This is a genomic window from Bacillus sp. FSL K6-0042 (genome assembly GCF_038006685.1).
Lineage (GTDB): Bacteria > Bacillota > Bacilli > Bacillales > Bacillaceae_G > Bacillus_A > Bacillus_A pseudomycoides.
Window position 1 is genome coordinate 24,947 of the sequence record NZ_JBBOVS010000002.1, and the last position, 15,112, is coordinate 40,058.

At 33.7% G+C, this 15,112-nt stretch carries 8 protein-coding genes and 5 pseudogenes; 4 read left to right on the forward strand and 9 right to left on the reverse strand.

The genetic code is table 11. The annotated features are described in order from the left end of the window. Positions 1–426: 426 nt before the first annotated feature. From MHH45_RS25745 to MHH45_RS28130, 7 genes and pseudogenes are all read right to left on the reverse strand, one after another. Positions 427–1,137 carry a 4'-phosphopantetheinyl transferase family protein gene (locus tag MHH45_RS25745; RefSeq protein ID WP_088094523.1) on the reverse strand — a complete coding sequence of 237 codons (711 nt, stop codon included), beginning with the start codon at positions 1,135–1,137 and terminating at the stop codon, positions 427–429. Positions 1,138–1,225: 88 nt separating this feature from the next. Beyond that, complete coding sequence (locus tag MHH45_RS25750) at positions 1,226–1,729, reverse strand: thioesterase II family protein (RefSeq protein WP_088094522.1); 504 nt, start codon at positions 1,727–1,729, stop codon at positions 1,226–1,228. Continuing rightward, a complete protein-coding gene (locus MHH45_RS25755) occupies positions 1,701–1,985 on the reverse strand; it encodes a thioesterase II family protein (protein WP_088094521.1) in 285 nt (94 codons plus the stop codon). Before MHH45_RS25755 ends, MHH45_RS25750 begins: the two co-directional genes overlap by 29 nt. Before the next feature lie 271 nt (positions 1,986–2,256). Beyond that, complete coding sequence (locus tag MHH45_RS25760; RefSeq protein ID WP_088094520.1) at positions 2,257–2,604, reverse strand: ribosomal-processing cysteine protease Prp; 348 nt, start codon at positions 2,602–2,604, stop codon at positions 2,257–2,259. Between the two features lie 173 nt (positions 2,605–2,777). Then, complete coding sequence (locus tag MHH45_RS28120; RefSeq protein WP_416076155.1) at positions 2,778–5,825, reverse strand: amino acid adenylation domain-containing protein; 3,048 nt, start codon at positions 5,823–5,825, stop codon at positions 2,778–2,780. Next, positions 5,808–8,891 (reverse strand): annotated as a pseudogene (locus MHH45_RS28125) (amino acid adenylation domain-containing protein); the annotation flags it as partial. The gene MHH45_RS28120 and the pseudogene MHH45_RS28125, both read right to left, overlap by 18 nt. A 66-nt stretch (positions 8,892–8,957) precedes the next feature. Then, a pseudogene (locus MHH45_RS28130) lies at positions 8,958–10,343 on the reverse strand (condensation domain-containing protein); the annotation flags it as partial. A 511-nt stretch (positions 10,344–10,854) separates the two neighbouring features. Here MHH45_RS28130 and MHH45_RS25770 point away from each other — a divergent pair. From MHH45_RS25770 to MHH45_RS25780, 3 genes and pseudogenes are all read left to right on the forward strand, one after another. Continuing rightward, positions 10,855–11,552 (forward strand): annotated as a pseudogene (locus MHH45_RS25770) (IS6 family transposase). Positions 11,553–11,736: 184 nt separating this feature from the next. Continuing rightward, positions 11,737–11,910 (forward strand): hypothetical protein, encoded by a 174-nt coding sequence (locus MHH45_RS25775; RefSeq protein ID WP_006096976.1) that lies wholly within the window; start codon positions 11,737–11,739, stop codon positions 11,908–11,910. 336 nt (positions 11,911–12,246) lie between these two features. Then, positions 12,247–12,612 carry a carboxymuconolactone decarboxylase family protein gene (locus tag MHH45_RS25780; protein WP_006096975.1) on the forward strand — a complete coding sequence of 122 codons (366 nt, stop codon included), beginning with the start codon at positions 12,247–12,249 and terminating at the stop codon, positions 12,610–12,612. A gap of 124 nt (positions 12,613–12,736) precedes the next feature. Here MHH45_RS25780 and MHH45_RS28135 read toward each other — a convergent pair. Further along, positions 12,737–12,844, reverse strand: a pseudogene (locus tag MHH45_RS28135) (hypothetical protein); the annotation flags it as partial. Between the two features lie 428 nt (positions 12,845–13,272). Here MHH45_RS28135 and MHH45_RS25785 point away from each other — a divergent pair. Further along, positions 13,273–13,665: pseudogene (locus tag MHH45_RS25785) on the forward strand (IS6 family transposase); the annotation flags it as partial. A 178-nt stretch (positions 13,666–13,843) separates the two neighbouring features. On the opposite strand, the gene MHH45_RS25790 reads toward MHH45_RS25785, so the two are convergent. Beyond that, a complete protein-coding gene (locus MHH45_RS25790) occupies positions 13,844–15,004 on the reverse strand; it encodes a tyrosine-type recombinase/integrase (RefSeq protein ID WP_088094681.1) in 1,161 nt (386 codons plus the stop codon). Between the last annotated feature and the right edge of the window lie 108 nt (positions 15,005–15,112).

The following is a 15,112-nucleotide window of genomic DNA, read 5'->3' on the forward strand; positions in this document are numbered from 1 at the left end:
ATTTTACATTAATTAGAAATATTTTAGTGATTTCTTTACAATGTGTACTATGAAGGAGAGTTTAAGTATTTTGATAAGGAAATCATAATTAGTTTCATGCATATAATTTCACGTACTATATTAAGAGTAAACCCTAATATATATGATATTAGGGTTTACTCTTAATATCAGTCAATAAGATCCATATTAATTGTTTCCATATCCTAATTAGAGGGGATTATTAAAGATTAAAATATAAAAAGAGGGTAACTTTACCCTTTTCGCTTATTTCAAGATTATTCGGAATGTCCGTTAGTGCTTGTTGTGTCTTTGGGGTCCATTGCTACACATGGGCTAAATCTAGTAATCTCCTTAATTCTTTATGACTACAAGCTAGCTCATATCATCAATAATTTATTACATCTTGCAATTTTTGTTTAAGTTCCATTATAAATTAGTTATATTATTAACTAATACATCTTGAACAATTTCAGACATGTTTTTAATGATAACTTTCTTTGGAAACCGATTAGAAGTTGCACATACAGATAATTTGTAATTAGAATCTATTTGATATTGCGTAAAAAAATAAGAAGAATAAAGATCATCTTGTTTAACGATAATGCCTTCCTCTTTATTTTTTTTAATTGTAAAAGAATTTAAAGGAATCGAAAGACCCTTTCCTATTGCTTTTATATAACTTTCTTTTAATGTCCACAAGTCATAAAAATAATCAATTTTCCCAACCAATGACCTAGTATCTAAATCTTCTACTTCTTCATCTGAAAAAAAATGCGAAACTATTTCTATGTTTATAGGACATATTTGCTCAATATCTATGCCTACAGGAAATTTATCTACAATACAAACAATCCAATCTCCGGAGTGCGAAATATTAAAGAAAAAATGATTACTTCCTTTCCAGAAAGGTTTACCATACTTATTGTAATCATACTTAATATCTTGATTAAATATTTTATATTGCTTACAAATCACAGATCGTATCAAAACATCACCTAACAAAGATCTATAAGCTTCTTCTTTTTTTACATAACCATCTATTTTTTTCTTTTTTTCTGCAGACACCAAATTTAATAAGGTATTATATCTATTTTCATCTATAAATTGTGGCTTTTTGATCGCATAAATATTAACCATTTTAAATCCTCTCTCACTCTCTATACGATACTATTTAATTTCTTATAATATTTTCAATATACACCCTTTCTAAAATAAAATTCTATCTTTACACATTACATTTTAAATCATTAATTATTGCATTTTGGATAAAGTCTTGCTGACTATGAAGAAAAAAATGATCTCCTTCTATCATACGTACTTGATTAAAGCCTGTTGTAAGTTCTCCCCAAGCTTTTAGGTTTCTCTCATCAACTCTTTCATCCTGTAATCCACCAAAAACAGATATAGGACAGGTTAAAAGACTCCCTTTTTTATAAAGGTACGTATCACAAACTTCAAAATCCCCACGCAAAATTGGCTCGTATATCTCCATTAATTGCTTATTTTCAAGTACTTCCTTAGGTGTACCATTTAGGTTCCTCAAATCTTGAAGAAACTGCTCTTTAGGAAGATTATAAATAGTTCGGTGAATATTTTTTAAATGTGGAGCCGCTTTTCCTGATACAAACAAGTGAAGTGGAGAGACCTTCTCCTCTTTCACTAAAGTTTTTGCTAATTCAAAAGCAAGGAGTGCTCCCATACTATGACCAAAAAAAAGCAAATGGCTCATTCACATAAGGCTGTATTCCTTGTTTTAGCCCCTCTACCATTGTGCTTACCGGACGTGGTATCTCCTCCAAAAAACGTTTGTCTCTTCCTGCTAGTTGAGCAATATGTATTTCAATATCAGCAGGCAGTTTATTTTCCCATCCCCGAAATACCATACTTCCCCCTCCTGCGTATGGAAAACAAAAGAGCCTTAATTTAGGATGATTCCGCAATAAAGGACAAGTAAACCAGTTAGAATTATTTATCTGTTGCATCATGTTATTTCTCCTTATCTAAGTTATAAATTCAATACTGATTATCATACTTAAGCATTAAAATATTTTAGTCTTTAATTAACGCTTATTTAACGCTCACCTTAAATCCTAAATTATTTTCACTATATTTAGTATCACAATAAAAAACGTACTGACAACAGTCAGTACGCCTTATAAAAACTGAAAAGTTGTTTACACTATGTTTGACCAATGGCTATACATCCAAACATGATTAATTTGTTAGCCGCTACGAACAACTAAAAGCTCTATAACTTTAGCATCTATCCTTCATCTTCCTGACAATAATACGAATATACTTTTCATAATTTTCTTCTAAACATTGCAGTGTATACACCATAGCTTGAAGTAATAATTGCACATCATTTTGCTCCTTTTGGGAAGCTTTGTTCGTTGGGAGCATCGCTCTTAAATAACCATCCCGCGTCTCTACTTCCATCTCTACATGACATAACTTCTCTATTGAATTTACCGTGCCAATAGTGACTGTAGACACACTCGAACAGACAATATCTTCACCATAGGAAGCATAATCTGCATGCCCTTCCACAATAAACCCTTGAATATAATTGGGGTTTTCAATTAATACTGAAACAGAGATCATAAAATTCATCCTTATCTTCTGATACCTAAATAACACTCTTCAGATATACAATATACGTTATCAAAAAATTAATGTCCTATTTAATCCCTCCCATTATACAAGTAATGCCGATAACAGAAGGGATAAACAGATGTTTTTTACCACTAATTTTTAGATAATCCTAAAAAACACAATTATTTTGTGACTGCATGTAATATTCCTAATTCATCTGGTAATAAAAAGCCAGATGAATTCATATATTCTACAACCTTTTGTAAGTATTCAATATTAATTTCCGGCCACCCAAAATCAATTATTTCTAACTCCTTTTGAGTCCTAATTGAATCTAATTTTACTACTTTATATCGATCATCCATCTTTTCTCCTGATACCATGAGCATTTGAATATCTTCTTGTCTATTTTCATCTTGAGATATTTTTAACATGAGTTGTTGGTACTCAGAATCGCCAAGAACTTCAATCGAATGTCCTATTTGTTTAAATATTTCCACCATATCTTTAAGTTCAAGCTTCTGATGATTATACATATGGAAAATATAATCCTGAACATTATCGGTATCTATATTCGAAGTAACTAATCTTATAATCGCATTACTGCAATAGTCAACAGGCGTGAATTCCACTTTACTTGATAATAAACTATTTGATACAACGCCGTACTGTAACACAAATTTAAGACGACTCATAAATGCATTGTCTATAATATTAACTTGGTGCTGACCATCACTATATCTATTAGTAAGATTACCTACTCGATAGATGTTTGCGTTGACTCCTTTGGATATTGCTTTGAACACCTCATGCTCTGCTAAAAATTTACTTTTCACATAGACATTATCTTCATAATTTTGTTCAATATAAAAATCATTTTCCCGGAATACTTTTTTCTCTTCTCCTAGTGCAAACTGTCCAGACACACTCATTGTAGATATATAATGTAGCTTCTTATCATTGCCCACAAATATTAGTATCTCTTTTAATGACTTAACATTTGCTCTCTCAAAATCAGCGTAATCTCCAAAGTGTTTAGTTAGGGCAGCTGCATGAATTACAGTCTTAATATTTTTATGAAGGGTTACATACATATCTTCATTTAGACCAAATCTCTTCTCAGCCAAATCTCCATTTACAATAAAAATCCGCTCATTTATTAATGCCTCATACTTAGTAAATTTGTCTTTAAAATAAAACCATAAATTTTTCAACAAACGTAATTGAGCTTCTTCTTCATCTCTTCCACGGATTAAACAGTACACTTTACATTTTGTAGTATCAAGTAATTGTTCCAATAAATGTATACCTAAATATCCTGTAACACCTGTTAACAACACCCCAATACCCTGGTCAAATGTTTGGTGTGATTTTTTTGGTCCTACTCTCTTCTTCGGTGGCTTTAGAAATTGGAGCTGTGATTTATTGGATTGTGCATATATACTAGTTCCATTATCGATTTTTTTCGCAATTTTACTTATTGTTTGTAATTCATAATAATCCTTAATTGTTACATTCCAGCCTTCAGATAATGTTTTCACTAATGTTTCCATGATTTTCATTGAATGTCCACCCAATTCAAAGAAATTATCATGCACATCAATCGCTGATTGCTCAATACCCAATACACTCGACCAAATTGTCACTAATTTTTTCTCCGTCTCATTGCGAGGTCCGATACGCTCCACACTTGCCTGCACTGCACTATTCCACTTAGGTAAAGATTTCGTATCAAATTTACCATTAATCGTCAGTGGTAAAGCATCCATTTTTACAAAATGAGCTGGTACCATATAACTTGGAAGTTGTGCCTTTACATGTTCCCTCCAGTCTTGTACGCTTCCTTTACCTACGACATAAGCAACTAATCGTTTATCTCCATGTTCATCTTCTTGAGCTATTACAACAACCTCTTTAATCATAGGATGTTGGCCTAATACGGTTTCAATTTCTCCTAATTCAATTCGGAAACCTCTAATCTTAACTTGGTTATCAATTCGACCAATATACTCTAAATTTCCATCTGGTAAATACTTAACGGAATCACCGGTTCGATATAATTTGGTATTAGAATCCCCATTGAATGGATGCGGAATAAAGGATGCCTCTGTCAATTCAGGACGATTTAAATAACCACGTGCTAATCCAACTCCTCCAATACACAATTCTCCAGCTACACCGATAGGTACAGGTTGCTGATTTTGATCCAATACATACACTTCCACATTAGAAAGCGGGCGTCCAATAGGAGGTTGACCATTTCCTTTATAAATTCCTGCCGTTGCACAAACTGTTGCTTCTGTTGGCCCATAAGCATTGATAAATACACGATTATTTGACCACCGTTTCGCAATCTCTTCACTACAAACTGAACCCCCAGAGACAACTACCTTGAGATGTTCAAATTTGGATTCCTCTAGGACATTTAACACCGTCGGTGGTAAAACAGCGTGTGTAATCCTATTATTTTGTAAGAATCTCGTTAATGGTTCTCCCGGCATAACATCTTCTCGGCTACTTACACACAATGTTCCACCCGCTACAAGCGTTGTAAATATATCAAATACTGCCGCATCAAATGATAAGGAAGCGAATTGGATTACTCTACTGTTTGAGTTTAATTGCATTAAATCAATAATGGTATGAACAAAATTGCATAATCCTTTTTGTTCCAGTAATACACCCTTCGGGTTTCCAGTAGACCCCGATGTATAAATTACATAGGCTAAATTCTCTGGAGTCACTTTAATTCTCGGGTTAGCAATACTCTCTTGTGAAATCATTTCTTGATTTTCGTCTAAACAAATACTCTCTATTCCCTCAGATAACCATCCGTTCACATTTCTTTGTGTTACCATCAGTTTAATATTTGCGTTACCCAAGATGTACTTAAGTCGTCCTTCTGGATAAGTTGGGTCCAGTGGCACATATGCACCGCCTGCTTTTAAGATTCCAAGTAAACCAATAATCATTTCTACAGATCGTTCTACACAAATTCCAACCATAGTCTCAGGTCTTACACCTTTTTTCAGTAAGGAATGAGCCAATTGATTTGCTCTTTCATTTAATTCTCTATAAGTAAGTTGTTGATTCTTATATACTAAGGCTACTGCTTCTGGTGTTCGTGCGACCTGTTGTTCAAACAGGTCCTGAATAACAGATTCTGTCGGATACTCTACTCTTGTATCATTCCATTCTTTTAATAATTGCATCTCTTCCCCTTTACTCATCAGTTTCAAACTTCCAATCGATTTTTGAGGAGAATCCATCACTTCACTTAACCAATTTTCAAAATGCTTAGCCATTCTCTGTATTGTCAAAGCATTAAACAAATCTGTATTGTACTCAAAGGCTACTTGTAATCCTTCTTCAGTTTCTTCCATCGCTACTGTTAAATCAAACTTCGCTACTGCCATATAACTTGGAATTGGTTCTAAACTGTGATCCAATATTTTTGGTAGCTTTCTTGAATGAGTTTGTAAGGTAAACATCGTTTGAAATATTGGTGAATGACTAGGGTTTCGTTCCGGTTGTAATACTTCAACTACTTTTTCAAAAGGAACATCTTGATATTCTTGAGCTTTTAATGCTTTTCCTTTCACCTGTGCTACCAATTCTTTAAATGTTAAATCATCAGTAAAGTTTGCACGATATACAAGTGTATTAACAAAGAATCCAATAAGTCCTTCAATTTCCTTATAATTTCTATTCGCAATAGGACTTCCTACTAAAATATCTTTTTGTCCTGTATAACGTGAAAGAAATCCTTGATATCCAGCTAATAAAGTCATAAATAATGTAGCACCTTCTTGACGGGAAAATGCTTTAATCTTTTCCAGTAATGCAACTGGTAAAATAACTTGATATGTATCTCCCTTATAACTTTGTACCGCTGGGCGTGGAGAATCAAATGGTAGTTGTAATACTGGAAGCTCTCCACTTAATTCTTTCTGCCAATACTCTAATTGTTGTGCGAGTACCTCGTCCTTCAGCCAATCACGTTGCCATTGTGAAAAGTCAGCATATTGAAGTGCTAAAGGTCGTAGTTGCACCGGTTTCTCCTCTACAAATGCTTGATACATGGCAAACCATTCATCAAGTAAAATCCCCATAGACCATCCATCAGAAATAATATGATGCATCGTACAAAGAAGTACGAGTTCCTCTTCTTCCATGATAATTAACTGAGTTCGAATTAATGGTCCTTCACTTAAATGAAATGGTGTTTTTATTTCGCTTTGAGTTAAAACCTTCAATCGTAGCTCTTTTTCTTCCTGCGAAAGATGACGTAAATCAATTACCTGTAACGCTTTCGGAGTGTAAGCTTCGATGACTTGCATCGGTTCACCATTAATTTCTTGAATTACCGTACGTAATACTTCATGACGTTGTATTAACGCATTACATCCTTTTTCTAATGCTTCAATTCCCCATTGTCCTTTCAAGCGCCAAGCAGTTGGAATATTATAAAGCGAGCTATTTGGTTCAAGTTGATCCATGAACCATAAACGCTGCTGAGCATAAGACAATGGTACTCGTTCTCCTCGTTCCTTTGGTTGTAATGGCGAAATATCATAGTCTTTGTTCTCTTGTAATAACGTCGTTATTCGCTGTGATAAACCTTCAATAGTAGAGTACTGGAATAATTCATGAAATGGTAGATTAATTTCAAACACTTCTCGCAAACGAGATACAACTTGAGTCGCCAATAGAGAATGCCCGCCTAATTCAAAGAAACTATCATGTACACCAATTGTTGATTGGTTAATATCCAATACACTCGACCAAATTGTCACTAATTTTTTCTCCGTCTCATTGCGAGGTCCGATACGCTCTACACTTGCCTGCACTGCACTATCCCACTTAGGTAAAGCTTTCGCATCAAATTTACCATTAATCGTCAGTGGTAAAGCATCCATTTTTATAAAATGAGCTGGTACCATATAATTTGGAAGTTGTACCTTTACATGTTCCCTCCAGTCTTGCACGCTTCCTTTACCTACGACATAAGCAACTAATCGTTTATCTCCATATTCATCTTCTTGAGCTATTACAACAACCTCTTTAATCATAGGATGTTGGCCTAATACGGTTTCAATTTCTCCTAATTCAATTCGGAAACCTCTAATCTTAACTTGGTTATCAATTCGACCAATATACTCTAAATTTCCATCTGGTAAATACTTAACGGAATCACCGGTTCGATATAATTTGGTATTAGAATCCCCATTGAATGGATGCGGAATAAAGGATGCCTCTGTCAATTCAGGACGATTTAAATAACCACGTGCTAATCCAACTCCTCCAATACACAATTCTCCAGCTACACCGATAGGTACAGGTTGCTGATTTTGATCCAATACATACACTTCCACATTAGAAAGCGGGCGTCCAATAGGAGGTTGACCATTTCCTTCATAAATTCCTGCCGTTGCACAAACTGTTGCTTCTGTTGGCCCATAAGCATTGATAAATACACGATTATTTGACCACCGTTTCGCAATCTCTTCACTACAAACTGAACCCCCAGAGACAACTACCTTGAGATGTTCAAATTTGGATTCCTCTAGGACATTTAACACCGTCGGCGGTAAAACAGCGTGTGTAATCCTATTGTTTTGTAAAAATCTCGTTAATGGTTCTCCCGGCATAACATCTTCTTGGCTACTTACACATAATGTTCCACCAGCTACAAGTGTTGTAAATATTTCAAATACTGCCGCATCAAATGATAAGGAAGCAAATTGGATTACTCTACTGTTTGAATTTAATTGCATTAAGTCAATAATAGTATGAACAAGATTACATAATCCTTTTTGTTCCAGTAACACACCCTTCGGGTTCCCAGTAGATCCCGATGTATAGATTACATAGGCTAAATTCTCTAGAGTCACTTCAATTATCGGATTGGTAATACTCGCCTGTGAAATCATTTCTTGATTTTCATCTAAACAAATAATCTCTATTCCCTCAGGTAACCATCCCTTCACATTTCTTTGCGTTACCATCAATTTAATATCCGCGTTATCCAAGATATACTTAAGTCGTTGTTCTGGATAAGTTGGATCCAGTGGGACATATGCACCGCCCGCTTTCAAGATTCCAAGCAGACCAACAATCATTTCTAAAGATCGTTCCACACAGATTCCAACCATCGTCTCAGGTCCTACACCTTTTTTCTGTAGGGAATGAGCCAATTGATTCGCTCTTTCATTTAATTCTTTATAAGTAAGTTGTTGATTCTTATAAACTAAGGCTACTGCCTCTGGTGTTTGTGCTACCTGTTGTTCAAACAATTCTTGAATGACATATTCTGTCGGATATTCTACTCTTGTATCATTCCATTCCTTTAATAATTGCTTCTCTTCAGCCTCAGGTAATAAATTAACTTTAGAAATGACTTCTTCGCAATTATGTAAAACGGATGCAATAAATTGCTCTAAATAACAAGTTAATCTCAAGATTGTATCTTCATGAAAAATATCTCTATTATATTCGAAATTACCACAAATCGCTTTATCACTTTCTTGTTCAATAAATAATGTTAAGTCAAACTTGGCTGTATTCTTTTCTAAACTACAAGGGGACAATGTCAGTCCATGTAAATTAAATTCATTCGTAGAATTCCCCAAAACAATCGCTGCATCTTGCCTACAAGCTCTTTGTAACGCAAATCCAGTTTGAAAAATAGGTGAGTAACTAACATCACGACTTGATTCTAATTCCTTCAACATCATGGGAAAAGGATAGTCTTGATGTTTCACACACTCCTTTAGTTCCTCATTAAGAATATTTAAAAGTTCCTCAAACGAATAATCATCCTTAAAATTAATTCTAATCGGAAGCATATTAACAAAATATCCACAAGTATTACGGAAATCTTTGTTCCGTCTTCCAAATCTAGGCGTTCCTACTATAATTTCATCTTGTCCTGAATAACGATGTAACAAAGCAAAATAAAGAGACAATAAGACTGTATTAAGAGTAAAACCTTTTCTATCACAGAATTTAAGTAAACTCGTACTAATCTCTCTACTTAGCTTAAAAGGTACCAATCCGCCCTCATATGAAGGAACAGGTGGTCGCTTCTTATCAATCGGCAATTCTAATACTGATATCTCACCTTTAAGTTTATTTTTCCAAAATACCTTCGACGCCTCTCCAGTTTCGCTTAACAATAAACTTTCTTGCCAAGAAACAAAATCTGAATATTGGAATATCACGGGTTCTAAATCGTAATTAGTTCCTTCTTTTAAGTTTTTATATATCATTCCAAACTCATCTAATATTAGTGATAAAGACCAACCGTCAATAGCAATGTGATGCCATACTAAAAGCAAAATATAATGATTTTCAGCATAGCGAAACAATCTCACTCTAAACGCTGGTTCTTTTTCCAATATAAAAGGTTTATACGATTCTTGATACAACTCTCTATTAATAGAGGCTACTTCTTCAGTCCCCACATCAATAATTTTAAAATCTAGAAACGGCTCACTATAAACTTTCTGGACAGGATCTTTCTCCATAGCAAAAGTAGATCGATAAATCTCATGGCGTTTGATAATTTCAATAAAAGCTCTTTTTACAAGTGAAACATCTAGTTCCGAATAAACATGCCAAGCAAATGGTTCGTTATATGAAGATTTATCTGGATACAAACAATACTGTAAAAAAAAGTCCCTTTGTCCTTTTGATAAAGGGATAGTTTTAATAAATTTTTTACTTATCAACCCACTCAACTCCATTAGATTTTTTTACAAAATACAGCTATTAACAATTCCCTATAACTCAAGATATCGTACTTAAAATTCATGACATGCTTAGCTCTTCCGAAAAATGATTAAAAATAGCATGAATAACAATATTTCTATTTATTTAACTGATTTCTACTACTAGTTGACTTTTTTGCATCTATCTCAATTCCTAATTAAAATAACTCTCCTATTTGAATTGATTTCTTTAGTAATGTGATTAACTAAGATGCATAGAAGATTGAGAAACGTGTTATTGCTAATACTGTAATTTAAAAAATAAAAATTGTTTTGGATATTAAAAATTAAACTTTTGTTTTTAATATCCAAAAATCCTATTAATTGTATATTATTTTTTTATAAAAAAATGTCGAAACTTGGAAGCATTAAAAATTTTTTGTTGAATAAAGTGTAAGGTTCTGGTGCAAAAACTCTAAAACTTTTGCAAGTAATCTTCTAAACTTAAACATACTGCTACTAGTACTTTCAAAAGGACGTGTTCAGTATGGAAAAGCAAAATTTATTCAAGTGGAAACATTATCAACCTGATATTATTTTGTTAACAGTCAGATGGTACCTACGGTACAATCTCAGTTTTCGTGATTTAATCGAAATGATGGAAGAACGTGGCTTATCTCTTGCTCATACCAAAATCATGCGTTGGGCTCATCAATATGGTCCTGAATTAGATAAGCGGGTACGACGTCATCTTAAGCCAACCAATGATTCTTGGCGCGTCGATGAGACGTATGTGAAAGTTAAAAGTCAATGGATGTACCTATATCGTGCCGTTGATTCAGAAGGAAATACGATTGATTTTCACTTAAGCAAAACTAGAGACCACAAGGGTACAAAGCGATTCTTCAAAAAAGCTTTGCGGTCTTTTCATGTTTCAAAGCCCCGTGTGATCACAGTAGACAAGAATCCAGCCTATCCTATGGCCATTGCTGAGTTGAAGAAAGAGAAAAAGATGCCTGTAGGCATCCAAATAAGGCAGATAAAATATCTGAATAACATTGTAGAACAAGATCATCGTTTTATTAAAAAGAGAGTTCGTTCAATGTTAGGATTGAAATCTTTTCGTACAGCTAAATCTATCCTTTCAGGAATAGAAGCGATGCATAAGGCCAACTTATTTTACGGGACAAGTCTGTCCAAAATGAAGTGAAGTTTATTCATCAACTATTTGGAATGGTGGCATAAGAACAGATTCCAATAGAGATCTATATACCTTTTTCAAATAAATACAATCTTTGCACCAGAACCTATTTCCTTGATATTGGTGTTTACATATTTATATAAAAAGCGACCATACTAATTTTTATGTTAGTATTTTATTGTGAAATACTACATGTTTTACTAACTACGATGCTAGGAGGATATTACGATGGATATTCGTGAAGGATTAATTCCAACTGCATTAGGTACAGCGGTCACAGCTGCAGGTTATGCACTTAAGCAGACACGTGGTTCTAATAAGATGATTGCTAATACGGTATTTGGATTTGGTTTAGCTCATGTTGTTTTAGGGGTAATTGATTTAGTCGAGCATCGTCGTTAGAACGAAGGCAAGCATATTTAAATGCTTGCCTTTTCTATACCCAAAACTTAGATATGCTCATGTGAAAATTTAAATTAGGTATATATTATGCTGAGAAGGTAGTCATACGCTATACATGTATACAAAAAATCTTACTATTTCTATTGAATGATTGAATTGATGTACAAGAACTTTTATATGAATATATATAAAATTTATCTGTTTATTTTAGAAGAATTATTTTTGAAAAGTAAAGATGCCCCCCTAAATTACATAATGTCAAACATGATTAATCAAAGTACTTTAAGCTCATACTAACGTATGTTTTATAAATACTAGAAATGGGGTTGATTAAATATGGAATTTGAAGGTAGAAATACTACTGAATCTGCACTTCTTCAATATAAACATGGGTTGGGTTTATTTACGGAAAAAATGCCAAAACTGGCTGAACAGTTTAATTCTTTTACAGAGGAATGCTTTAAAGAAGGTACATTATCAAAAAAAGTAAAACAATTGGTTGCTTTAGGGATAAGCCTTTACTCTCAGGATGAGTATTGCATTATTTATCACACTAAAGGATGTATAGATCAAGGAGCTTCAGAGCAGGAAATTCTTGAGATCATTGGCGTAACAGCTGCATTTGGCGGGGGAGCTACCATGAGTCAGGCGGTCACACTTGTTCAAGAATGTATGCAAGAGTTAAATGAATTAAAGCAGTGACTATCCAAGATATTGTTAAAAACATGTTTAATTTTTTTGGTTGTATTTATTACATTTTCTTGATAAAAACCAAACAATACAAAAACTTGAGCATTTTTAATTATGCTCAAGTTTTTGTAATTTATCAATTCATGCTGTAAATTGTCCAAGATAAATATGTAGCAAAAGCAGACCATAAAAGATAAGGGGTACGGCAACGATTCAAAGAATAACCCGCCACATCTGAAAAATTTTCCAATTCGGGCGGGTATTTTTATTATGATTTATCTTGTAGTTTCCTATATAGGGGCACGGCAACGATTCCTTCTTTTTGGGGCCACTCACAAAACAATAGGTAGAACTCAAAGGTCTTTTTGAATTTGTAATCAGTATAGCAATGTAACCTAATCACGCAGCAAACATTAGTACACATTCAGCACCGTATCAAATGAAAGTGTCAAAGGACCCCAAATAACTATACTGTTTACTTTATGACAATAGAAGTTACCTAGCAAAAACAAAAAAGCATATTACAAGAAAGATCTGTTATGTGTTTTTACTTTTAACATATATTAGGGTTTGTAAAATTGGTTCTGGTGCAAAGATTTTAAAATATGTGAAACTGGTCTAGTAAACTTGGACATACTGATAGTACTACTCTATAAAAGGTGTGTGATCCATATAGAAAAAGAAAATGTATTCAAATGGAAGCATTATCAGCCTGATATTATTTTGTTAACGGTAAGATGGTACCTACGGTACAACCTCGGTTTTCGTGATTTAGTGGAAATGATGGAGGAACGGGGCTTATCCATTTCTCATACAACGATTATGCGTTGGGTTCATCAGTACAGTCCTGAATTGGACAAACGAATCCGACGTCATCTTAAACAAACAAGCGACTCCTGGAGAGTCGATGAAACATATATCAAAGTAAAAGGTCAATGGATGTACCTGTATTGTGCTGTTGATTCGAAAGGAAATACAATCGATTTTTACCTGAGCAAAACATGAGGTCAGAAGGCTGCAAAGCGCTTTTTCAAGAAGGCCTTGCAGTCTTTTCATTATAGCAAGGTTCTACACGCTTCCCTATGGATATGTTAATTGTTTAGGGAATCTTGGCGAAGAACTAATGAATCCTTATAAGAACAACAGAAAAAACAGGTAGATAATCAATTTTAATTATGTAAAAAATACACAACTAAAAACAGTTGTATTGAAGCTGTTTAATACAAAATATAAAGCGATATAATTAGAATTCATCTTCCGAAATTAGATTTCCAGCATCATTATCTTTCGTTAATCGTTGTTTCAAATAATTTTCTTTTGTCGTTCTATCATTTTTATGACCAACTGCAGCTGCGATTACATGAGGTGCAAGCCCTTTGTAATCATATAAGTACTGTACATAAAAATGTCTAAAGAAGTGAGGGGTAATTCTTATATTCTCTGTAAAGGCTAACTTGGTATCCTTAATGACTTTAGAAATATATTGTGACAAGTAATTCTCTCTATAAGCTGAATGGTTCTTTGTTTGAAATATAGTCCCACCATTTTTATTCCCAATGTTTATAGGTAGCCTTCTCCGGATTCGAAATGCAACAATACGATTAAAAATCTCCTTATTAATAGAAACAATCCGTTCATTATCCCCCTTTGTATCTACTGTTAAATAATAACGTCCACGTATATCGTCATACTCAAGATCTTCCCACTTTGCATGCGCAACTTCTGCAACACGTAATCCAGTGGTAGCTAAAACTGATAATAAAGCGTAATTGATTTCATTATCCTTATAGTAATGAAGCAACTGCTTCACTTCCTCATATGATAACTCTCGTTTTGGTTTATGGTGTTTATTCACCGTCGTGCTTAGAATCTCCACATGAAGAGGTTCCTGAATATATTGGATTTCATATAGCCATTTCAAATACGAACGGATCACACCAAGTTTCCGACTAATCGTAGATGCTTTGTATTTCTCCTTGGATTGATAGGAAACAGCCTCCTCCGACAACCACCTCTGATAGTTACGGATATGACGTTTTCGTAGATTCCTCCATATACGATCATCTTCGTAGTCTTTTACATCTTGCTGCAGAAATTCTGTACTTTGTTTGATGAAAAAATAGAACTGGCTTAAATCACGTGCATATAGAGTCCTGGATGCATCCTTTATACGTTTTTCTTGATCAAAATGTGTTTGCCGATTTAAGTAGTAGTACAATATTTCTTCATCTGAAAATCCCTCATATGTATATTTATCGTCTCTTTCATTATTTTCCTTTTTAAACTCAGCTTCATCTATATATTCACGATTCCATAATGTAATTATGTTCGTGAAATTTTGTTTTTGTTTTTCAATACTGTCTAAAGAAGTTTCATTATGAATTGATATCAATTCAAATTCCATTATCCTTCAACTCCTTATTAATTACTTTTATATCTATTATTATAACTGAAATACATTCAAAATTATTTACATAGTAAGATTAAATTTTATAAAAATGAAAGTAAATAA